Raw genomic sequence first — 20,230 nt, 5'->3', positions numbered from 1 at the left:
GCTCCATGCGAGCCGAGCACGAGCCGACCACACCAGCCACGACCGAGCCGAAGCCGCATCTGCGGTTTGACGGCGTGGCGCTGACGCGTGGCGAACGGCGGGTGTTCGACGGGTTTTCGCTGACGCTGACAGAGCCGCGCATCGGGCTCATCGGCAATAACGGCTCGGGCAAGAGCACGCTGCTGCGGCTCGCGGGCGGTCTGCTGATGCCGGATGCAGGCACGGTCCAGGTGCATGGGCTGGATACGCGCGAGCATCGCCGCGACCTGCCGCGCCACATCGGCTTCCTGTTCCAGAATCCCGATCACCAGATCCTCTTCCCGACGGTTGAGGAGGAAATCAGCTTCGGCATGACCGAGAACGGCCTCCCCACCAAGGAGGCGAAGCGGCAGGCAGCGGCGCTGCTGGCCGAGCATGGCTGCGCCGGCTGGGAAGGCCGCGCCACGCACGCGCTTTCCGAGGGGCAGAAACAACTGGTGTGCCTTCTGGCGGTGCTGTCCGGCGGGCCGTCGATCCTTCTGCTGGACGAGCCGTTTTCCAGCCTCGATCTGCCAACCCGGCTGGACCTTCGCCGCCGCTTGCGCGCGCTGCCGCAGCGGGTGGTGATGGTCACCCACGATTTCGATCTCCTGCGCGATTTCGACCGGCTGATCTGGCTGGAAGCCGGAAGGGTGAGGATGGACGGCGCCCCTGACGGGGTGCTGCCGGCCTATTTCGACAGCGTCGGCTATGCGGGGCCGGGCACGTGATCGCCGGCTATTTCGAGGGCCGCTCCTGGCTGCACCGGATCTGGCCGGGCGTGAAGCTGCTGGCGCTGGCGGCCGTCAGCGTGGCCCTGCTGCCCGTGCAGGACTGGCGGTTGCTGCTGGCCTGCCTGTGCCTGTGCCTTGCGGCCTATGCGTCGCTCGGGCAGCAGGCGCTGCGCCGCATCGCTGGACTGCGCGCCTTCCTGCCGCTGCTCGCCATCCTGTTCGGACTCCACCTCATTTCCGGGGATCCGCTGGCCGGGTTCGTGGCGGTGATCCGCCTCGTCCTGATGGTGCTGCTGGCGGATCTCGTCAGCATGACCACGACCATGCAGGGCATGATGAACGCCATGATGCCCGTGCTGAGGCTGTTCCGGCCGCTTGGCATCAACCCGCGCAAGCTCGCGCTGGCGGTGGCGCTGGTCATCCGCTTCGTGCCGGTGCTCGGCGCCAATTGGGAGGCACGCCAGGAGGCATGGCGGGCGCGCACGGGCCGCAAACCGGGCTTCCGGCTGATTGCGCCCTTCATCGTGGAAACGCTACGACTCGGCGAGCAGGTTGCCGAGTCGCTGGACGCGCGTGGCTTTCGCCGAGAGGGCAGGTGATGGATCTCAGGACACTGGGCCGGGTGGTGTTCTTCGCAGCGCTCATTGCGGCTCTCGGCCTCGTACCGCGCTTCGACCTGCCGATGCTGGGAGGCGTGCCGATCACCGCGCAGAGCCTTGGCGTGACGCTCGCCGGCGTGTTTCTCGGCCCGCGCAACGGCGCGCTCTCGGCCCTGCTGTTCCTGATCGGCGTGGGCTTCGGCTTTCCGATCCTGGCCGGCGGGCGCGGCGGCTTCGACGTCTTCACCGGGCCGACGGTGGGCTATGTGCTGGGCTTCGTGCCGGGCGCATTCGTGGCCGGCTGGGCGATGGAACGCTGGGGCGGGCGGCTGGGGCCGTTCATGGGCGGGACGCTAGCAGGCTTCCTCGGCGGCTATGTGGTGCTGAACCTGATCGGCATCCCCGTGAACCTCTGGCTGACCGGGCGTGGGCTGGGGTCGGGGGTGGACCTTGCGCTTGGCCTGCTGGCGGGTGGCGTGGTGAAGGCGCTGGTCACGGGACTTGCCGCGTTCCTGTTCCGGGAGTCGCTTGCCACGGAAGTTCAGGAGGGTGGCGGCGGCGATATGGAGACGCGCGATCTCGTGCGCATCGCATTGTTCGCGGCCATCATCGCGGCGCTTGGGCTGCTGCCGAAATTCGACCTGCCGGTGGCCGGCGGCGTGCCCATCACGGCGCAGAGCATGGGCGTGATGCTGGCGGGCGTCATCCTTGGCGCGCGGCAGGGTGCGCTGGCGGTGATGCTGTTCCTGTTCGTGGTGGCGCTTGGCGCACCGCTTCTGGCCGGCGGGCGCGGCGGGCTCGGCGTGTTCTTCGGGCCGGGCGGTGGCTTCCTGATCGGCTTCGTGCCGGCGGCCTACGCCACCGGCGTGATGATGGACAAGCTGGGCCGTACGCCGCTGCTGATCGCGGCGATCTTCGCCTCGGTCATCGGCGGCATCCTCGTGATGTACGCGTTCGGCATTCCGTGGCTGGCGTGGAAGGCGAACCTGACCCTGCTGAAGGCGTTCTACGCCAGCACCGTGTTCCTGCCGGGCGATCTGCTGAAGGCGGTGGCGGTCGGCTTCATCGCGGAACTGGCCAGCCGCGCCGCTCCGCAGGCCCTCGCACGCGGCCGATGAACCTGCTGGCGCCGCTGGCACGCCACGCGGCGGAGCGGCCGGATGCGCCGGCATTTTTTGCCGAGGGCCTGGAGCCAATGAACTGGTCCGCCCTGCACGATCTGGTGGGCAGGCTCGGCGCGGCACTGGCGCGCGAAGCGCCGGGTGACGGAGCCGTGGCGCTTGATCTCGGCGGGGTGGGCTGCGCGCTGCTGTTCCTTGCCAGCGTGGCGGCCGGGCGTGAGGCGGTGGTGATGGACCCCGCTTGGCCGGAGGCGCGCACCGGAGACGTACTGGCGGCCCTGCAGCCCGCGGTGAAGCTGTCGCAACGCGGTCCGCCGGTTATCGATGTCGCGGGTTTGCCGCCTGAGCCGGACGCGGCAGATGTGCTGGACGCCTTCGGCTGCCGCGACAGCGTGCGCATCGCCAACCTTTCGGACGACGCGGATTTCTACATCGGGTTCACCTCCGGCACGACTGGGATGCCCAAGGGATTCCGCCGCAGTCACGGCTCATGGCTGGCGAGCTTTGCTGGACTGCATGCCGAGTTCGCCATCGGGCCTGCAGATCGCGTCATGGCGCTGGGTCCGTTTAGCCAGTCGACCGCCGTCTTCGCGCTCGCGCACGCTGTTCATTGCGGTGCCGGCTCTATCATCCCCGATGGCTTCCGGCCGGGTGCCGCGGCGCGGCGCGCGGGGGCACTGGAGGCGACCGTAATCTACGGCACGCCGTCGCACCTGCACCTGATGGCACAGGCCGTGGAGAGCGGTGCGGCACAGCCGATGCCCGGAGTGCGCCTCATCCTGTTCGGCGGCGCGCCCTCTTTGGACAAGGAAAGCGGCGCGCTCGCGCGGGCTTTCCCCAACGCCTCGATGTGCGGCTTCTACGGGGCCGCCGAACTGAGCTTCGTGGCACTGGCGCGCTCGGACGAGCCGGTGCCGCATGGCTCGGTCGGGAGAGCCTTTCCGGGTGTCGAGATCACCATCCGCGACGGAGCGGGGCGTCCGGTGCCGGACGGTGAGCGCGGCTTCGTCTTCGCACAAAGCGGGCAGGCCTTCTCCGGCTACGCACTTGGGCAAGGGCGGCTGCTGCGGGCGGGGGCGGCGTTGTCGGTCGGCGATGTTGGATGGCTGGACGATGCCGGCTTCCTGCATCTCGCAGGACGGGCCGACAGGATGCTCGTGATCGCGGGGCGCAACGTGCATCCGGAGGAGGTGGAGCAGGTGCTATCGGCCTGCGTCGGCGTGGCGGAGGCCGTTGTCCTCGGAAGTCCGGGGCAGGGTGGCAATATCCGCCTGATCGCGCTCGTTTCAGTGACTGACGGTGCCGATCTCCGCAGCTCGCAACTCTTCGCTGAACTGCGCGCGCATTTGCCCGCGTTCATGCTGCCCCGGCAGTTCGCCGTGCCACCCCACTGGCCGCGCAGCCCCTCCGGCAAGGCGGATATCCTCAGCCTCGAAGCCCTCTGGGCATCAGGCGAATGCCGGGTGCTGCCATGAGCCACGCCACGATCATCGCCGCGCAACGCACGGCTGTCGTGCCGCGCAACGGCGCGTTCCGGCATCTCGAGGCGCATCAACTGGCCGCGCCTGTGATCTGCGCACTGCTGGCGGATTCGGGTATTGAGGCCGGGGAAATCGACGAGGTCATCCTCGGCAATGCGCTGTATGGCGGCGGCAATCCGGCGCGGATGGCCGCACTGGCGGCGGGGCTTCCGGAGCGTGTTCCGGCGCTGACGGTCGACACGCAATGCTGCTCCGGCCTCGATGCCATCATGCTGGCGGCATCGCGCATCCGCGCCGGCGAGGCGGATGCGATCATCGCGGGCGGCGTGGAGAGTTTCAGCCGCTCGCCGCTGCGCGCGGTGAGACCGGGCGGGCCGGATGAGGAGCCGCGCCTTTATGACCGGCCGCCCTTCACGCCCTGGGACGACCGTGACCCGGACATGATCGAGGCTGCCGCCATGCTGGCGCGAGAGCTCGGCATCACCCGCGATGAGCAGGAGGCCTTTGCGGTCGAAAGCCATCGCAAGGCGATGGAGGCTCTTCCGACCGGCGAGATCGTTTCGTTGGAGGGCCTCCCGGCAGACGCGTTCAAGCGGCGGCTGGGTGCCGCGATGTGCCGGCGTCTTCCGCTCATCGCAGGAACAAAGGAACACGGCCTGACGCCGGCGACCGTTGCCGTCGAAGCCGATGCTGCGGCTGCGGTGCTCGTGGTGTCGGAGAGGTTTGCGACGAGCGGCCTCCGCATAATAGGCAGCCTGCGGGTGGGCGGCGATCCGGAGAGTCCGGGCGTTGCGCCGGTGGAGGCTGCACGGCGGCTGCTCCACCGGCTTGATCTAGGGGCTGGGCACATAGTGTCTGCCGAGATCATGGAGGCTTTCGCAGTCCAGGCCATGGCCTGCGTCAGGGGAACAGGCCTCAGGGAGGAGGCGGTGAATCGCGGAGGCGGAGCGCTTTCGCGCGGGCACCCCATCGGGGCGTCGGGCGCCATCCTGGCCGTGCGCCTGGTTCACGAACTGGCGGGCGCCGAAAACGGAACCGCCGGCCTGGCTGCAATCGCGGCGGCCGGCGGTCTTGGCAGTGCGCTGGTGGTTACTTCGACAAGTTGATGTCGGTCATGCGGACGGTCTTGCCGCCCGGCTTGTCCAGATCGTCCACCGCGAAGGTAAAGCCGTTGCCCTTGTTGGTGATGGTCATCGTGGCCTTGGTGTCACCGTTGACCTCCTTCGGCCAGGTGACGGCGAGGGTGACGGTGTCGCCGGAGCGCTTGCCGGAGATGCGTGCCGGGCCGATCTTCGAGCCTGTGTAGGTGCCGGTATAGGTGCCGTTCGGGCTGATCGTCAGGTCGGCGCCGATCTGCCGGGTGACGATGGCGGCCGCCGTGCAGGAGCCGGCCAGCTTGAGCGAGGTGGCCGACGAATTGCCGGTGACCTTGCACTTCACATTCCACGGGCTGGCATTCGCTTCCGTCCGCACCTTGCCACCGCCGTTGAAGCTGCCGTCGAAACGCTTGGCGTAATCCGCCTCGGAGGATTGAGCGAAGGCGGGGGCTGCGAGAAGCACGAAGCCGGCGGCCAGCGCAGAACGAGTGACGAAGGTCATCGGAATCTCCAAAGCATGCGGACGCCCGGCCGTGTGGCGGGCGAAGAACCAGACCGTAGAACCACGTGATCCCGGAAAGGTTTCCGTCGTTAACGGATTTAACTATGCCTTCAGCCATACTAAGAAGAACAGCTGATGACCGGAGCCGGGCTTTGAGGGTCGATCTACTGGCGGGGGTAGCGAGCGGCGCGCCGAGCCGGCTTCATGGCCGCAGGCCGCGCATCGCGGTGTTCGACTCCGGCTTGGGCGGGCTGACCGTGCACGCCGAGATCGCGCGCATGCTGCCCGGCGCGGAGATCTCCTACCTGGCCGACACGGCTGTGTTCCCCTACGGGCAATTGCCGGAGGACGTGCTGGTCGAGCGTGTCGCCGCCGTGGTCGGCGACATGATCCTGCGCGAGCAACCGGACCTCGTCGTCATCGCCTGCAACACCGCATCCACGCTTGCCTTGCCGGTCCTGCGGGCGCGGTTCAGCATCCCATTCGTCGGAACCGTGCCGGCCATCAAGCCGGCGGCGGCGCTTTCCCAGAGCCGCCTCTTCAGCGTATTGGCGACACCCGGCACCGTGGCGCGTGACTACACGCGCGAACTGATCGACACGCATGCGCGCGATTGCTCGGTGACGCTGGTCGGCAGCGTGGGCCTGGCCCGCCTTGCCGAGGCTGAGCTGCGCGGCGAAAGCGTGCCCGATCACGCCATCTCGGCCGAGATCGTGCCCTGCTTCGTGGAAGACAACGGGCGGCGCACCGATGCCGTGGTGCTGGCCTGCACGCATTATCCGCTCCTGCTCGACCGCCTGAAGGCGCTGGCACCCTGGCCGGTGACGTTTATCGATCCGGCTCCAGCCATCGCACGACGCGTTGCGCAGCTTGCGGGTGGCGCGGCCGTGCTCGTGGACGCCGCTGTGCCGGCGCGTGCCATGTTCACCGGTGCCGCTCCCGTCTCGCCGGCGCTGCGGGCGGCGATGACAGCGCGCGGCTTCGGCGCTCTTCAGGTGGCGCCACAAGGCCAGGCGGCCTGACCCGATGCTGAGCATGCTGTTCCCGACCGTCGTGGAAATCTCCGGCCTGTTCGGCGACGTGCCTCATGAAGGCCATCTGTCCGGCGTCGAGACCGCGCTGGGCGATGCGGACATGATGGCCAAGCTGGGCGGCGTTCGCGATCCCGTGGCCGCCAAGGCTTTCATCCGGCGCGAGCGGGCGCACTGGCGCGAGCACCATTATGGCATGTGGTTCTTCCGTGATCTCGACACCGGCCGTTTCGCCGGCTGGGGCGGCATCCGCCGCTCGGAACTGGATGGCCGGGACGTGGTGGAACTGACCTATGCGCTGACGGCGCCGCATCGCGGCCGGGGCGCGGCCACCGAGATCGGGAAGCTGGCGACGCGGCTCGGCTTCGAAAATCTGGGCCTGTCCGAGATCGTGGCCGTGACGCAGACGGCCAATGCGCCGTCGGAGGCGGTGCTGGTGCGCTGCGGCTTTAGTTTCGACCGGGCGATCGTGCGCAACGACCAGCCGCATGTGCTGTACCGGCTGGGGGCGGATTAGGCTGGATCCTATCTCGGCCTCATCCTGAGCTTGTCGAAGGATGTTGGGTTGGGTGCCTGCGAGCATCCTTCGACAGGCTCAGGATGAGGTGTCGCAAGGATTGCGTTCCGGAATCGCTTGCGCTGTCCGGAACCCATACGCCGTTTGCTCGACGCTGAAGCTCCGTCTGACCGGTGATCTCACGGCGTATAGGTCCCGGACAGCTTCGCTTCCGGGACGCAGATCTAGGCCGCCTCGTCTGTTTTCGGACGGAGGCCGAGCATGTGGCAGGCGGCGTAGACGAGATCGGCCCGGTTCATCGTGTAGAAGTGGAAGTCCGTGACACCACGGTCGACAAGGTCCAGCACCTGCTCGGCGGCCACGGCGGCGGCAACCAGCTGGCGGGTGGCTGCGTCATTTTCCAAGCCTTCGAAGCGCTGGGCTAACCAAGAGGGTACGCTCGCACCGGCCTTTTCCGCAAACCCGGCGATGGCCTTGAAGGAATGCACCGGGGCGATGCCGGGCACCACGGGCACGTTTATGCCGGCGCGGCGCACGCGTTCCACGTAGCGCTCGTAGATGTCGTTGTCGAAGAAGAACTGGGTGATGGCGCGCGTGGCGCCGGCGTCCACCTTGCGCTTCAGCACCTCGATGTCGGTATCGACGCTGCCGTTCTCGGGATGACCCTCGGGATAGGCCGCGACGGAAATTTCGAAGTCCGCGACCTTTTTGAGCCCGGCCACGAGATCCGCAGCATAGGCATATCCGCCGGGATGGGGCTCGTAATGTGTGCCGATGCCGGCCGGCGGATCGCCGCGCAGGGCCACGATGTGGCGGACGCCCTCTGCCCAGTAAGCCCGGGCGACGTCATCGATCTCCTCGCGCGTGGCGGAGACGCAGGTGAGGTGAGCGGCCGGCGGCACGTCCGTTTCGCGGACGAGGCGGGCCACCGTCTGGTGGGTGCGCTCGCGCGTGGTACCGCCCGCGCCGTATGTGACCGAGACGAAGCTTGGACAAAGCGGCAGGAGCCGGCTGATCGAGGTCCACAGCGCCACCTCCGATTCCGGAGATTTCGGCGGGAAGAACTCGAAGGAGACCTCGAGCTTGCCGGCATCTGCGCAGCGGCTGGGGCGTTCGGCGGAGGAAGAGAGCGTCATGCCACGGACCGGTTTGGATCGGATTGCGGGAGGTCGGTGATCACGCGGGGATCGCGTGCCAGCCAAAGTGAAACGGTGAGCTTGTCGCCGGCACCATCCGGCGGCGTGAGGTCGCGCTGCGCCTCGGGATGGAGGCCGGCCTGCCGCATCCATGCCTCCACGGTGTCGGTCGCGAAGCCGAGGCGGCGGTGGGCGCGGGTCTCGCGCAGAAATTCGAGCTCGTGCGGTGCGAAATCCACGACGAGCAGCCGGCCGGAGGGGGCAAGCGCGCGGGCGGCCTGACGGATGGCGCGGGCGGGATCGTCCAGGAAGTGCAGCACCTGATGGATGACCACGAGATCGAACCCGCCGGGACTGACGGGCAATGCGTAGATGTCGCCCTGGCGGAGCTGGGCACGGTTCAGGCCGCAGGCGGCGAGCCGGGAGCGTGCCACCGACAGCATGTCCGGCGACATGTCGACACCGACCATGCGGTCGGCCGACGGGCCCAGGACCTCGATCATCCGGCCGGTGCCCGTGCCGATGTCCAGCAGTGCACGGAAGGGGCCCGGGCCGGCGGCTTCGCGGATCGCGGCCTCGACGGCGGCTTCCTCGACATGCAGGGTGCGGATCTGGTCCCAGGTCTCGGCGTGCGTCTTGAAGTATTCTGAGGCTCGGGCATCGCGCTGCGCCCGCACCTCGGCCACGCGCTCCCTGTCTGCCGCAAGCACCGGCTCACGCTCGGCGATGCGGGCAACGATGTCGCGCGCGAGGCCCGCCCCGGGACCCTCGCTCGCGAGGCGGAAGAACGCCCAACTGCCTTCGCGCTGGCGCTCCACGAGGCCGGCATCCACCAAAAGCTTCAGGTGCCGTGAGATGCGCGGCTGGGACTGGCCAAGGATTTCCGTGAGGTCGGTGACGTTCAGTTCGCCGGTGGCGAGGAGCGCCAGCAAGCGAAGGCGCGTCGGCTCGCCGGCCGCGCGCAGGCCTGCGAGCACCGCGCTGAGCGGAGCCGTGGGATCGCCATAAGGATGCGCGTCGGACATAAAGATATGCTTATGCGCATCCGCATCGCCGCGCAAGCCGCCCGATGATCCGGGATCAGGTCTTGTCGATCTCGCCGGAGGCGCTGTCTGGCGCAGGTGCCTCTGGCGCCGTGCCCGTGGTGACCGCAGCCTCGGCGGGCTTCGACTTATCCGCAGCCGGCTTGCGTGCCCTGGGCTTCTTCGGCTCGGCCGTTGTCGTGGTGTCTTCCGTCGCAGGGACCGCCTTCAGGGCCGGCTTTTTGCGAGGGGCCTTCGCGGGCTCCGGCTTGGGCGCAGCAGCGTCCTCGACGGTCGGCTCGGATGCCGCTCCACGGGGCTTGCGCGCAGCGGGGCTGCGGGTGGTGGAGGCGCGGCCGGACGCCTTGGCCGGTGCGCTGCCGGCGCGTCCGCGTGCAGCACTTCGGGTGGCGGCCGCTGGCTTGCGGGGAGGCGGCGGGAGGGAGCGCGTCTTCACCGGAGCATCGGTGTCCTCGGCCGCGACCTCTGCAGCGGAGACCTGATCCGGCTCCACGGCAACGGGCTCCTGCACGTCCGGAGTCGCAGCCTCGACGCGCTCGGTCAACTGCTCCAGCGATTTGTGGGTCTTGCGCATGACGCCATTGACCCGGTCGTCGTCGCCCCATGACAGGATGCGCTCGAAGAACCTGCTGAAGAACCCTTTTTCCGAACCCGCCATTGAAGCCTGATCTCCGCACGCAAGCGCAAGGCTAACGCGATGTGGCGAGGCTTCCAAGACGAACAGGCGGGCTTTTCCGCCCGCCTGCCGCTCAAATATGTCTCAGCGCGAGAACTTCTTGTACTTCAAGCGCTTGGGCTCGACGGCATCCGGGCCGAGGCGGCGTTTTTTGTCTTCCTCGTAGTCCTGGAAGTTGCCTTCGAACCATTCCACATGGCTGTCGCCCTCGAAGGCGAGCATGTGAGTCGCGATGCGATCGAGGAACATGCGGTCATGGCTGATGACCACGGCGCAGCCCGCGAAGTCCTCGAGCGCCTCTTCCAGCGCGCGCAGCGTCTCGATGTCGAGATCGTTGGTCGGCTCGTCGAGCAGGAGGAGGTTGGCGCCGGACTTCAGCATCTTGGCCAGATGGACGCGGTTGCGCTCACCGCCCGACAGCTGCCCTACCTTCTTCTGCTGGTCGGAGCCCTTGAAGTTGAAGGCGGAGGTGTAGGCGCGCGAATTCACCTCCTTCTTGCCAAGGTAGATGATGTCGTTGCCGCCGGAGACCTCTTCCCAGACATTCTTGTTGGGGTCGAGCGCGTCGCGCGACTGGTCGACGTAGCCGAGCTGGACGCTCTCGCCGACCTCGATGGTGCCGGCGTCCGGCTTTTCCTGCCCCGTGATCATGCGGAACAATGTGGTCTTGCCGGCGCCGTTCGGGCCGATGACGCCGACAATGCCGCCGGGCGGCAGCTTGAATGACAGGTCGTCGATCAGCATGCGCTCGCCGAACGACTTGTTGAGGTTGGTGAAGTCGACGACGTTGTTCCCGAGCCGCTCGGCCACCGGGATGATGATCTGGGCGGTGCCCGGCGCCTTGTCGGCGGCCTTCTTGACCAGATCCTCATAACGCTGGATGCGGGCCTTGCTTTTGGCCTGCCGCGCCTTCGGCGAAGCGGAAATCCACTCCGACTCGGCCTGCAGCGCGCGCTGGCGAGCGGTGTCCTCGCTGGCTTCCTGCATCATGCGCTTCTGCTTCTGCTGCAGCCACGACGAGTAATTGCCCTCGTAGGGAATGCCCCGGCCGCGGTCGAGCTCCAGTATCCAGCCCGTCACATTGTCCAGGAAGTACCGGTCATGGGTCACGATCAGGATCGCGCCCGGATAATTGCGCAGGTGGTTTTCCAGCCAGCCCGTGGTCTCGGCATCGAGATGGTTCGTCGGCTCGTCGAGGAGCAGCAGTTCCGGCTTCTCCAGCAGCAGCTTGCACAGCGCGACGCGGCGGCGCTCGCCGCCTGACAGCGCCGTGACATCGGCATCGTCCGGCGGGCAGCGCAGCGCTTCCATGGCCTGGTCGACCTGGCTGTCGAGGTCCCACAGGCCCTGCGCCTCGATCTCGTCCTGAAGCCGCGTCATCTCGTCGGCGGTTTCGTCCGAATAGTTCATCGCCAGCTCGTTGTAGCGATCCAGGATCGCCTGCTTGGCGGCGACGCCTTCCAGCACGTTCTCGCGGACGGTCTTGGCAGGGTCGAGATGGGGCTCCTGCGAGAGGTAGCCGACGCGTGCGCCGGGAGCGACCCAGGCCTCGCCGCTCCATTCCTTGTCGGTGCCGGCCATGATGCGCAGCAACGTGGACTTGCCTGCGCCGTTAACGCCGAGCACGCCGATCTTGGCGTCGGGGTAGAACTGGAGGTGCACGTTATCGAGCACCTTCTTGCCACCGGGATAGGTCTTGGTGAGACCGTTCATGTGGTAGATGAATTGACGGGCCATGAGGATGCGCCTCGTGAAAAGATGTGCCGGACGGGATGCTTGCCGCTCTTCTAGAGGGGGCACCCGGCGCGGGCAAGCGGGGCTGCGCGTCACGACGGGTTGATCCACGTGGACAACCTGCGCAATGGCCAAGACGGGCGGGGCGGCCTAGAAGGCGCGCATGGCCGATGTCACGCTTCCCGCCGTCTTCCTCGCCGGCATGCTGAGCTTCCTCACGCCCTGCGTGCTGCCGCTGGTGCCGGCCTATCTCAGCTATCTGGCGGGCGTGACGCTGGACGAGATGTCGGCGCGCGAGCGTGAAAGCGCCGTGCTCCGGCGTGCGCTGTTCACGGCCGTGCTGTTTGTGCTGGGGTTCGGGACGGTCTTCGTGGCGCTTGGCGCAACGGCGTCCGTGCTGGGCGGCGTGATCCGCCAGCATCTCGACTGGCTGACCGTTGCGGCAGGGGTCGCCATCATCGTGATGGGATTGCACTTCATGGGCCTGTTCAGGCTCGGTTTCCTCTACCGCGAGGCGCGGTTCAACCCTCAACGGCCGGTGGGGCCATGGGGCGGGTATGTGATGGGGCTGGCCTTCGGCTTTGGCTGGACGCCCTGCATCGGACCCGTGCTTGCCGCGGTGCTGACGGTGGCGGCGGCTGAAGCAACGGTGACGCGGGGGGCAGGGCTGCTGGCGGTCTATGCTGCCGGGCTGGGCCTGCCCTTCATCATGGCCGCGCTCGCAACGGGGCCGTTCACCCGATTTCTTGCCAGATTTCGTCGCCACATCCATCGCGTGGAGCAAGTTGTCGGGGTGCTTCTGGTGCTTGTTGGCATCGCTTTTCTTGCCGGATGGACGACGCGGCTTTCGTTCTGGCTGCTCGAAACTTTCCCCGCATTGGGAAATCTTGGCTGATCGTTCCGGAACCCTCTTCACGGGTATGTGTTGGGTTCACAGCACGGAGGAACGCTCATGCCGAACAACCTGGAACTGGCGATCGACATCGCGGACACCAGCGCTGCCAATCCCGTAGTGGAGCCAAGCGAGACTCTGGCCCGGGCCGAAGACATCGTCGCGCGCCATCCGGAATGCGATCAAAGCGTGGAGAATGTTGCCGAGGCGGTACGCTCCAACAGCGCCGCCGAACTGAGCCTTGCGTCACCTGAAGTGGGCGACGCGGACCTTACATCCGAAGGCGATGCCTGAGGGCAGCCCATGAAAAAGCCCGCTCCGTGAGGAGCGGGCCGTTTTTGCAGCCTTGCGGCTACGCGATCACTTGGACGCGTAGTCGTAGGAGCCCTTGGACCACTTGTACATGACGTAGCCCGGCAGGGTGACGTCGCCCTTGTCGTCGAAGTCGATATTGCCGATCACGGTCTGGAACGTGCCGGCATCCAGGGCCTTGATGACAGCCGGAGCGTCCGTCGTCTTGGCGGTCTCTACCGCGTCCTTCCAGGCCTGGATGGCGGCGTAGGTGTAGAGCACGTAGCCTTCCGGCTTCACGCCCGCATCCGTGAACTTCTTCACGATGTCGGCGTTCTTCGGATCCTTCGCCGGGTCGGGCGAGAAGGTCATCAGCGTACCTTCGCCGGCATCGCCCGCGACCGTCCAGAACTGGTCGGACACCAGCGCGTCGCCGGCCATCAGCGTGGCCTGCACGCCCTGCTGGCGAAGCTGCTTGAGCAGGTTGCCGGCTTCGGTGTGGTAGGTGCCGGTGTAGATGACGTCGGCGCGGGCCTGCTTCAGCTTGGAAACGAGGGCGCTGAAGTCCGTGTCGCCCTTGTTGAAGGCGTCGGACATGACCGGCTTGCCGCCGGCGGCCTTGTAGGCCTTCTCGGCTTCCATCGCGAGGCCCTCGCCATAGGGCGACTTGTCGTTCAGGAAGGCGACTTTCTTGCCCTTGAAGTTCTCTTCGAGGTACTTGGCGGCGGTCGGTCCCTGCTGGTCGTCACGACCGCAGACGCGGTAGATGCCGGGGCCGGGGCGCTGGTCGGTGAACTTCGGGTTCGTCGAGGCCGGCGAGATCTGCACGATGCCCGATTCGGCATAGACGCTGGATGCGGGGATCGAGGCGCCCGAGCAGAACGACCCAGCCACGAACACGACGCCCGAACCGGCGATGCGGTTTGCGACCGAGGTGGCTTCCGTGCCGTCGCACTTGTCGTCCTCGAGGGACAACTGGATCTGCTTGCCCAGCACGCCACCCGCGGCGTTGATGTCACGCACGGCTGCTTCCGCGCCGGCCTTCATCTGCGCGCCGAAGGTTGCTTCCGCACCTGTGATCGGACCCTGAAGGGCGATCTTGATCGCCTCCTGCGCCTGAGCGAATACGGGCATCAGGGCCAGCGCGCTGCCGAGCAGCAGCCCCGCGATACGCTTGTTGGTCATCGCCATCTCCTTCATGAAGGCCTCTTGTTCAGGGCCGGGCTTCTAAACCGGACATTGCATTGTGCACGGCGCCGCGCGCATGGAAAGCCCGTGAATCAGGCCTTCTGCCCGCTTTTCAGCCGCCACGAGAACGGGCCTGCCGCCTCCATGGCCCAGCCGTAGCCACGCATCATCTGGCGCCGCCGGGTGAGCCGGAAACCAAGCACCGCGAAGGCCGTGAGGAAGATGAGATCGACCACATAGAACTGCGGCGAGAGCAGCGTTCCGTGGAACAGCGCGAAGTGGATGAAGCGGACGGCGGCCGTGAGGGGCACCATCCAGACGACCGCGCGCGTCAACGGCTCCCAGCCGCGGGCCACGGCGCGGCCTGTCATGAACGCCGCACCGCCGCCGAGGACGAGCGTGACGATGATGAAATCGGCAATGCCGACTTCCCAGAGCAAGCCCTGCATGTTCTCCGCTCCCTAGTGCGCGCCTTCGAGATAGGCCGCGCGGACCTCCTCGCGCGAGATGAGCTCCTTGCTCGGCCCGCTCAGCGTGATCTGGCCATTGACCATGACATAGCCGCGATGGGCGAGCTTGAGCGCGTGATAGGCGTTCTGCTCCACGATGAAGACGGTGAGGCCTTCGCTGCGGTTCAGCTCGCGGATAGCGTCGAAGATCTGCTTCACGATGAGAGGGGCCAGCCCCAGCGAGGGCTCGTCCAGCAGGAGAAGGCGCGGGCGGGCCATAAGCGCGCGGGCGATGGCCAGCATCTGCTGCTCGCCGCCTGAGAGCGTGCCGCCGCGCTGGTTGAGCCGCTCCTTCAGGCGCGGGAACAGCTTGAAGACGCGCTCCAGATCCTCGTCGAAATGCTGCACGCCCGCGACGACGGAGCCCATCTGGAGATTTTCCAGAACGCTCATGCGCGCGAAGATGCGGCGGCCTTCCGGCGACTGTGCGATGCGAAGGCGCGCGATCTCGTGGGTCGTCATGCCGGTGATGTCGCGGCCGTCGAAGATGATCTGGCCCTGGCGTGCGCGTGGGCTGCCGCAGATCGTCATCATGAGGGTGGACTTGCCGGCGCCGTTCGCCCCGATCAGGGCCACGATCTCTCCGGGATGGACGTCGAGGTCCACACCGCCAAGCGCACGGATATTGCCGTAATAGGTGTGGACGCCGCGCACGGCGAGCATGGGGGCGCTCACGACTGGATCTCCTGCGCCACGGCTTCCGTCTCATCCTCCTCGACGCCCAGATAGGCGGCGATGACCTTGGGGTCCTGCCGCACATCGGCCGGCGCGCCGTCGGCGATCTTCTTGCCGTAGTCCAGCACGACCACATGGTCGGAGATCTGCATGACGACGCTCATATCGTGCTCGATGAGGAGCAGTGAGGTGCGGTGTTCGTCGCGGATGAAGCGGAGCAGGGTGTTGAGCTCCGCGCTTTCGCGGGCGTTGAGGCCGGCGGCCGGCTCGTCGAGGCAGAGCAACACGGGCTCGGAGCACATGGCGCGCGCGATCTCGAGCCGGCGCTGGTCGCCATATGGCAGGCTGGCGGCGGGGTCGTCCGCGCGATCGATGAGGTTCGTGCGCTCGAGCCAGTAGCGCGCGCGGTCGATGGCCGCTTTTTCGGCCTGTCCGTAGCCGCCGAGGCCGAACAGCCCGAGGAAGCTGTAGCCGGACGCCTTCATCAGCGTGTTGTGCTGGGCGACGAGCAGGTTCTCCAGAAGCGTCATGCCGCCGAACAGGCGGATGTTCTGGAAGGTGCGGGCGACATGCGCCTTCTGGGAAACTTTGTGGTTCTGCAGGCGCTCCAGAAGATAGAGCTCCCCGTCCGCCGTCTCGATGCTCTGCGCGCCCGAGGCGGTGATCTCGTCGGCGCGAGCCAGCACGGCATCGCTGCCGCGCACCAGCGCGATGCGTCCCTCGGTCGGCTTGTAGAAGCCGGTGATGCAGTTGAAGACCGTGGTCTTGCCGGCGCCGTTAGGCCCGATCAGCGCCGTGATCTCGCCGCGACGCGCGTCGAAGGACAGGTTGTCGATGGCCACGAGGCCGCCGAAGCGCATGGTGAGATGTTCCACGCGCAGGATGATGCCGGTGCCGCTCATCAGCCGTGACCCTCGCTGACCATGTCCGCACCGACGATCTTCTTCTCCTTCAGGAACACCGTGGGCGAGCGCGAGGATATGAGCCCGCGCGGCTTCCACACCATGATGACCACCATGACGAGGCCGAAGATGAGCATGCGGTACTGCGTGGGATCGAAGCCGGGCCCGAAGATCTCACGGACGAAGCCGAGATTTCGCAGCATCTCGATGCCGCCGATCATCACCAGCGCCGAGAAGACCACGCCGATGTTCGAGCCGAGGCCTCCCAGCACCACGATGGCGACGATGAGCGCGGACTGCAGGAACGAGAAGTCGTTGGGGCTGATATAGCCCTGCCGCGCCGCGAACACGGTTCCGGCGAAGCCGCCGAACATGGCGCCCAGCGCGAACGCCGTGAGCTTGGTGTTGACCACCGAGATCCCGAGCGAGCGGCAGGCGATCTCGTCCTCGCGCAAGGCTTCCCAGGCGCGCCCTATGGGGAGGCGGCGCAGGCGGATCGTGACCAGCAGGGTGACAAAGGCGAGCGCCAGGATGACGTAGTAGAAGAAGATGAGGCGATGCACCGGCGAGAACGGGATGCCGAAGAAGGCAGCGAAGCTGTTCTCGCCCGTGGCGGTGAATTCCAGCCCGAAGAAGCTGGGGCGGGGGATCTGGTTGATGCCCGACGCGCCGCCCGAGAATTCACGCCAGTTGATGAGGACGAGGCGGATGATCTCGCCGAAGGCGAGCGTCACGATGGCCAGGTAGTCGCCCCTGAGCCTGAGCACGGGGAAGCCCAGCATGATGCCGAACATGGCCGCGAACAACCCTGCAAGGGGCAGGCACACCCAGAACGACATGCCGAAATTCATCGACAGGATCGCGAAGGAATAGGCGCCCACCGCGTAGAACGCGACGTAGCCGAGATCGAGCAGGCCGGCGAGGCCGACCACGATGTTGAGCCCCCAGCCGAGCAGGACATAGGTCATCACCAGGATGCCGAGGTCGATCCAGTACCGCCCGGTTTGCAGGCCGCCGGAAAGCCAGATGGACAGGAACGGGAAGCCGATGGCGACAAGGATCATCAGCGGCACCAGCGCCTTGCGTCCAGCGCGCGCGGCGGGGGTGTCGAGGGCGGTGCCCTTGGCCGCGCGGGTGCTGGCGTTGGTCGGATTGCGCCAGATGGTGAGGTTCAGGAAGATGCGGCCGAAGAAGACGATGGCGGCGAGCGAGAACACCACACCCCAATGGGGCTCGAACACATAGCGGCCGCCGACCGCCACCGTCTTGAGGCCGATAATGGGCCCGGTCAGCAGCACCGTGATGGCGCCCCAGATCGCGGCGTCCTTGATGAGCGCGAAGGCCGGGTGGGGCTGCTTTACAGGGGAGGGCGCGACCGGGGCTTCCTCGGGCGCGGTCTGGACTGTCTCGACGGACATGGGATCACACCTTCTCGACTTCGGGACGGCCGAGGAGACCGGTGGGCATGAAGATCAGGACGATGGACAGGATCGAGAAAGCGGCCACGTCCTTGTAGTCCACGGACACATAGCCGGCGAAGAAGGTCTCGATCAGGCCGATGGTGATGCCGCCGAGAACCGCGCCGGGAAGGGAGCCGATGCCGCCCAGCACCGCCGCCGTGAAGGCTTTGATGCCGACGACGAAGCCCGCATAGAAGTCCGTTACGCCGTAATAGAGCAGGTGCATCAGCCCGGCGACGGCGGCGAGCGCCGCACCCAGGACGAAGGTCAGCGAAATGGTGCGATCGACATTGATGCCGAGCAGAGAGGCCATCTTGATGTCCTGCTCGCAGGCGCGCTGGGCGCGGCCGAACGGCGTCCTGGTCACGACGTAGGTGAAGATCAGGAGCACCACGACGGTCATCACCATCACGGCGATCTGGGAATATTGCAGCCAGACGGAGAACTCGGCGTCCTTGAAGAACTCGATGCCGCCGGGAATGAGCGCGGTGAAGGCCTTCTTGTCGGCACCCTGTGCGTTCTGCGCGTAGTTCTGCAGCACGATGGACATGCCGATGGCGGAAATCAGCGGCGCCAGCCGGAACGATCCGCGCAAGGGGCGGTACGCCATGCGCTCCACCGTCCAGCCGTAGAGCGCCGTCAGCAGCACCGAGACTACGAGGATGGTGAGGATGATGACCGGAATGCTGGCGATGCCGAAGGTGGCGAGCGCCACCAGGATGACGAGCGAGACCATGGTCGAGATCATGAAGATGTCGCCATGGGCGAAATTGATCATGCCGATGATGCCGTAGACCATCGTGTAGCCGATGGCGATGAGGCCGTAGATCGAACCGAGCGAAATGCCATTGATCAATTGCTGGAGAAAATACTCCATCCGGGACCTGTTCTCCGTTGGCGGGCACTGATCGCCGCCGTCATTGGGATCCCCGGCGCCGCGTGCGCGGGCCGTGTACAGGACCACGGCAACCTTCCGCAAGGCGGTGAGTCATTGCAAGAGGTTTAGGTGGGCACCCGATGCACGCGGAAGCGGCACCGGCCTACCAGTAGATGTCCGCGCCGACGCGGCCATAGCCGCCGAAGCCGTCCGTGTCATACACGCCGCCAGCGGAGGCCTTTAGGAACAGGCGGCCAAGACGCACGCCCTCCACGAAGAGCCCGAGCCGGGCCTGCTCGGAGCCCGTGTTCTGCGTGGCCTCGGCCTCGGCGCCTGCAAGTACGGTGGAGAAGGCGTTGTAGCCCACGGCGGCGCGCGCCCGGTAAAGGTCGAAGGCCGAGCCATAGGCGCCGGAAAGGTCGAGCCGCCAGCGCTCGGTGGGCTTCCACGAGACCTCGCCGGCGATGCGCACCCCGACGCCGAGCCCCTGGACGTGGTTGTCCGGATCGATGCGATCGATGAGGTGCTCCTCGGCCTCGACGCCAAGAAGAACCGCGCCGTAGACCTTCTGCCTCAATACGCGCCAACCGGCGAGGAACTCGCCGGCCGTAACCATGCCATTGACCTGGCCGTCCTCGACGCCGTCCGCGACATAGTTGTAGCGGCCGGTGCCGCCGACGATGCGGAGGATGGGACCGGAACGATCACGCGGGCCGAAAAGCGGGGTGTCGATGCCGCCCCAGGTGAATTCCGAGCGCGTCGAGAAATCGGCGCCGCTGAAGAAGAGGAGATTGCGCGCGCGGGTCTGCTGCTCCGCGTCGGCGGCAGCCGCGCCAAAGCTGGCCATCAGGAAAAGAGCACAGAGGGCCAGCCGCACGCCGGTGCCTGTCCTTCGTCAAGGAGGAGTGGCATGTTTACTTAACAACCGGCGGAACAACCAGCGTCATCTCTTCACCGCCCGCGCTTTCATCTTGAGGTTGCGGTCTGGCCGCGCGAAAGCAACCACAGGTGACAGGCAGTGCTCTGGGCCCATCCGAGCGGCGCCATGAAGCGCGTGCAGGAAAGATGGCGTACGGCGGCATGCCTGCTATAGAGGCGCGCACAGACGAGGAAGACCTTGGAACAGCGCGCCCCGCGAACCTCCGAACTCATCAGCGAACTGCCCAACAGTTTTCCCGGAGAGAAGCTGACGCTCGGCGAGCTGATCGCCGCGCTGAGCAACCGGGCGTTCGGGATGAGCATCCTCCTGTTCGCCATTCCGAACATCTTTCCCATGCCTCCCGGCATCCCCGCCATCAGCGGCGGCATCCTGATGCTGTTCGGCATGCAGCTTGCGCTCGGCCGCGAGAGCCTGTGGCTGCCGGAGCGGCTCGAGCGTCGTTCCATCGGCCGAGATACGCTGACCCGGATCGCCGAGCGCTCGGTGCCGTGGATCCGCCGGTTCGAGCGGTTCAGCAAGCCGCGCATGGAGCAGTTCACCACGCCGTTCGCGAGACGCGGCGTCGGCGTCATGATCTTCGTCCTGGGCCTTGTGCTGCTGATGCCGTTTCCGCTGCTCGGCAACATTCCGCCCGGAATGGCGTGCTGCGTGTTCGGCCTCGGCCTCGTGGAGCGCGACGGCCTCATCGTTATGCTGGGCTATGGGGCATCCGTGATCGCCCTGCTGATCACGGCATTCGCAAGCTACATGATCTATGCCGGAGTGACCTGGTTCTTCTGACGGCGCTTGCAGGCCGGGCGGGAGGGC

The 20,230-nt window shown here is 66.8% G+C and carries 22 protein-coding genes; 10 read left to right on the top strand and 12 right to left on the bottom strand.

Going from position 1 to position 20,230, the window contains the following annotated elements:
- The first annotated feature begins 5 nt into the window (after positions 1 to 5).
- Genes SCD90_RS06220 through SCD90_RS06200 form a run of 5 tightly spaced genes read left to right on the top strand, consistent with a single transcriptional unit; the run spans position 6 to position 5,059 of the window.
- A complete protein-coding gene (locus SCD90_RS06220) occupies positions 6 to 749 on the top strand; it encodes an energy-coupling factor ABC transporter ATP-binding protein (protein ID WP_319843761.1) in 744 nt (247 codons plus the stop codon).
- A complete protein-coding gene (locus SCD90_RS06215) occupies positions 746 to 1,351 on the top strand; it encodes an energy-coupling factor transporter transmembrane component T family protein (protein ID WP_319843760.1) in 606 nt (201 codons plus the stop codon). Before SCD90_RS06220 ends, SCD90_RS06215 begins: the two co-directional genes overlap by 4 nt.
- On the top strand, positions 1,351 to 2,469 hold the full coding sequence (locus SCD90_RS06210) for a biotin transporter BioY (RefSeq protein WP_319843759.1): 1,119 nt from the start codon (positions 1,351 to 1,353) through the stop codon (positions 2,467 to 2,469). Before SCD90_RS06215 ends, SCD90_RS06210 begins: the two co-directional genes overlap by 1 nt.
- Complete coding sequence (locus tag SCD90_RS06205) at positions 2,466 to 3,947, top strand: class I adenylate-forming enzyme family protein (protein WP_319843758.1); 1,482 nt, start codon at positions 2,466 to 2,468, stop codon at positions 3,945 to 3,947. Before SCD90_RS06210 ends, SCD90_RS06205 begins: the two co-directional genes overlap by 4 nt.
- Positions 3,944 to 5,059 carry a thiolase family protein gene (locus SCD90_RS06200; RefSeq protein ID WP_319843757.1) on the top strand — a complete coding sequence of 372 codons (1,116 nt, stop codon included), beginning with the start codon at positions 3,944 to 3,946 and terminating at the stop codon, positions 5,057 to 5,059. Before SCD90_RS06205 ends, SCD90_RS06200 begins: the two co-directional genes overlap by 4 nt.
- Here SCD90_RS06200 and SCD90_RS06195 read toward each other — a convergent pair.
- Positions 5,043 to 5,552, bottom strand: coding sequence for a hypothetical protein (locus SCD90_RS06195; RefSeq protein ID WP_319843756.1), 510 nt, complete (start codon positions 5,550 to 5,552; stop codon positions 5,043 to 5,045). The genes SCD90_RS06200 and SCD90_RS06195 overlap by 17 nt on opposite strands.
- Positions 5,553 to 5,704: 152 nt before the next feature.
- Here SCD90_RS06195 and murI point away from each other — a divergent pair, with 152 nt between their 5' ends.
- Together murI and SCD90_RS06185 are read left to right on the top strand one after the other, a co-directional pair.
- Entirely contained in the window at positions 5,705 to 6,574 is an 870-nt protein-coding gene (gene murI / locus SCD90_RS06190) for a glutamate racemase (RefSeq protein WP_319843755.1), read from the top strand.
- A 4-nt stretch (positions 6,575 to 6,578) separates the two neighbouring features.
- Entirely contained in the window at positions 6,579 to 7,100 is a 522-nt protein-coding gene (locus SCD90_RS06185; protein ID WP_319843754.1) for a GNAT family N-acetyltransferase, read from the top strand.
- Positions 7,101 to 7,324: 224 nt separating this feature from the next.
- Here SCD90_RS06185 and metF read toward each other — a convergent pair whose 3' ends face one another.
- The 4 genes from metF to ettA all read right to left on the bottom strand — a co-directional run bounded on the left by metF (position 7,325) and on the right by ettA (position 11,692).
- Positions 7,325 to 8,236, bottom strand: coding sequence for a methylenetetrahydrofolate reductase [NAD(P)H] (metF, locus tag SCD90_RS06180; protein WP_319843753.1), 912 nt, complete (start codon positions 8,234 to 8,236; stop codon positions 7,325 to 7,327).
- On the bottom strand, positions 8,233 to 9,261 hold the full coding sequence (locus SCD90_RS06175; RefSeq protein ID WP_319843752.1) for an ArsR/SmtB family transcription factor: 1,029 nt from the start codon (positions 9,259 to 9,261) through the stop codon (positions 8,233 to 8,235). Before SCD90_RS06175 ends, metF begins: the two co-directional genes overlap by 4 nt.
- A gap of 55 nt (positions 9,262 to 9,316) precedes the next feature.
- On the bottom strand, positions 9,317 to 9,937 hold the full coding sequence (locus SCD90_RS06170; protein WP_319843751.1) for a hypothetical protein: 621 nt from the start codon (positions 9,935 to 9,937) through the stop codon (positions 9,317 to 9,319).
- A gap of 102 nt (positions 9,938 to 10,039) precedes the next feature.
- Positions 10,040 to 11,692 (bottom strand): energy-dependent translational throttle protein EttA, encoded by a 1,653-nt coding sequence (gene ettA, locus SCD90_RS06165; protein ID WP_319843750.1) that lies wholly within the window; start codon positions 11,690 to 11,692, stop codon positions 10,040 to 10,042.
- A 160-nt stretch (positions 11,693 to 11,852) separates the two neighbouring features.
- Between ettA and SCD90_RS06160 the strand changes: the two genes are divergently transcribed.
- On the top strand, positions 11,853 to 12,584 hold the full coding sequence (locus tag SCD90_RS06160) for a cytochrome c biogenesis CcdA family protein (RefSeq protein WP_319843749.1): 732 nt from the start codon (positions 11,853 to 11,855) through the stop codon (positions 12,582 to 12,584).
- Positions 12,585 to 12,641: 57 nt separating this feature from the next.
- Complete coding sequence (locus tag SCD90_RS06155) at positions 12,642 to 12,875, top strand: hypothetical protein (protein ID WP_319843748.1); 234 nt, start codon at positions 12,642 to 12,644, stop codon at positions 12,873 to 12,875.
- Between the two features lie 66 nt (positions 12,876 to 12,941).
- Here SCD90_RS06155 and SCD90_RS06150 read toward each other — a convergent pair whose 3' ends face one another.
- The 7 genes from SCD90_RS06150 to bcsS form a co-directional block, all read right to left on the bottom strand.
- Entirely contained in the window at positions 12,942 to 14,057 is a 1,116-nt protein-coding gene (locus tag SCD90_RS06150) for a branched-chain amino acid ABC transporter substrate-binding protein (RefSeq protein WP_319843747.1), read from the bottom strand.
- Positions 14,058 to 14,152: 95 nt separating this feature from the next.
- Positions 14,153 to 14,509 (bottom strand): DUF6867 family protein, encoded by a 357-nt coding sequence (locus SCD90_RS06145; protein ID WP_319843746.1) that lies wholly within the window; start codon positions 14,507 to 14,509, stop codon positions 14,153 to 14,155.
- Positions 14,510 to 14,521: 12 nt separating this feature from the next.
- Entirely contained in the window at positions 14,522 to 15,232 is a 711-nt protein-coding gene (locus tag SCD90_RS06140; protein WP_319843848.1) for an ABC transporter ATP-binding protein, read from the bottom strand.
- A gap of 8 nt (positions 15,233 to 15,240) precedes the next feature.
- Positions 15,241 to 16,146: an ABC transporter ATP-binding protein gene (locus SCD90_RS06135; protein WP_319843745.1), complete on the bottom strand. Its 906-nt coding sequence runs from the start codon at positions 16,144 to 16,146 to the stop codon at positions 15,241 to 15,243.
- Complete coding sequence (gene livM / locus SCD90_RS06130) at positions 16,146 to 17,564, bottom strand: high-affinity branched-chain amino acid ABC transporter permease LivM (protein ID WP_319843744.1); 1,419 nt, start codon at positions 17,562 to 17,564, stop codon at positions 16,146 to 16,148. Before livM ends, SCD90_RS06135 begins: the two co-directional genes overlap by 1 nt.
- A 4-nt stretch (positions 17,565 to 17,568) precedes the next feature.
- Entirely contained in the window at positions 17,569 to 18,483 is a 915-nt protein-coding gene (locus SCD90_RS06125) for an ABC transporter permease subunit (RefSeq protein ID WP_319843847.1), read from the bottom strand.
- A gap of 163 nt (positions 18,484 to 18,646) precedes the next feature.
- Positions 18,647 to 19,330 carry a cellulose biosynthesis protein BcsS gene (gene bcsS, locus SCD90_RS06120; protein WP_319843743.1) on the bottom strand — a complete coding sequence of 228 codons (684 nt, stop codon included), beginning with the start codon at positions 19,328 to 19,330 and terminating at the stop codon, positions 18,647 to 18,649.
- 270 nt (positions 19,331 to 19,600) lie between these two features.
- On the opposite strand from bcsS, the gene SCD90_RS06115 reads away from it, so the two are divergent.
- Complete coding sequence (locus SCD90_RS06115) at positions 19,601 to 20,203, top strand: exopolysaccharide biosynthesis protein (protein ID WP_319843742.1); 603 nt, start codon at positions 19,601 to 19,603, stop codon at positions 20,201 to 20,203.
- Positions 20,204 to 20,230: the final 27 nt, after the last annotated feature.

This window comes from Terrihabitans rhizophilus, from assembly GCF_033898525.1.
Classification (GTDB): domain Bacteria; phylum Pseudomonadota; class Alphaproteobacteria; order Rhizobiales; family Methylopilaceae; genus Flaviflagellibacter; species Flaviflagellibacter rhizophilus.
This window is presented reverse-complemented; position numbering and strand designations above follow the sequence as displayed.